This window comes from Aphanothece microscopica RSMan92 (assembly GCF_046613545.2).
Taxonomy (GTDB): domain Bacteria; phylum Cyanobacteriota; class Cyanobacteriia; order PCC-6307; family Cyanobiaceae; genus NIES-981.
Genome location: NZ_JBKKKY020000600.1, coordinates 1 through 421, shown reverse-complemented (window position 1 = coordinate 421; position 421 = coordinate 1). Strand labels below are relative to the sequence as shown.

Annotated in this window: 1 protein-coding gene; it reads left to right on the top strand. The window is 53.0% G+C overall.

Annotated features, from left to right (window positions below):
• Window positions 1–302 (top strand): amidase family protein (locus ACLD7X_RS19245; protein WP_411425280.1); only part of this gene is annotated, 302 nt, incomplete at its 5' end.
• Window positions 303–421 lie beyond the last annotated feature (119 nt).

The following is a 421-nucleotide window of genomic DNA, read 5'->3' as shown; positions in this document are numbered from 1 at the left end:
GCAAAGCACAAAAGGCACGACGGTTGATATCGGATACCTATGCCGCCATGTTCGCAGATGTTGACGTCCTACTAATGCCAACTACGCCAACAACAGCCTTCCGACTCGGCGAGAAGAACAGCGATCCGGTAGCGATGTGGTTATCGGACTTGTTTACCGTTTCTGCCAACATTTCAGGCATACCGGCGGTAAGTGTTCCTACAGGTAAGGATGATCATGGCCTACCTATCGGGCTGCAAGTACAGGGTCCGTTACACGCCGACGCTCTAGTGATGGCCGTTGCTTCCTTGATCACGTCGTAAGTGTCACTTTCGCATGACTGCCACCCCGCGTGACGCTATATTGCCCATCTTCCATGCTTTTGTAGGCTCCCCCTAGGTACGATGTAACGACGGAGCTTTACCAGGGTGCTGACCATGCA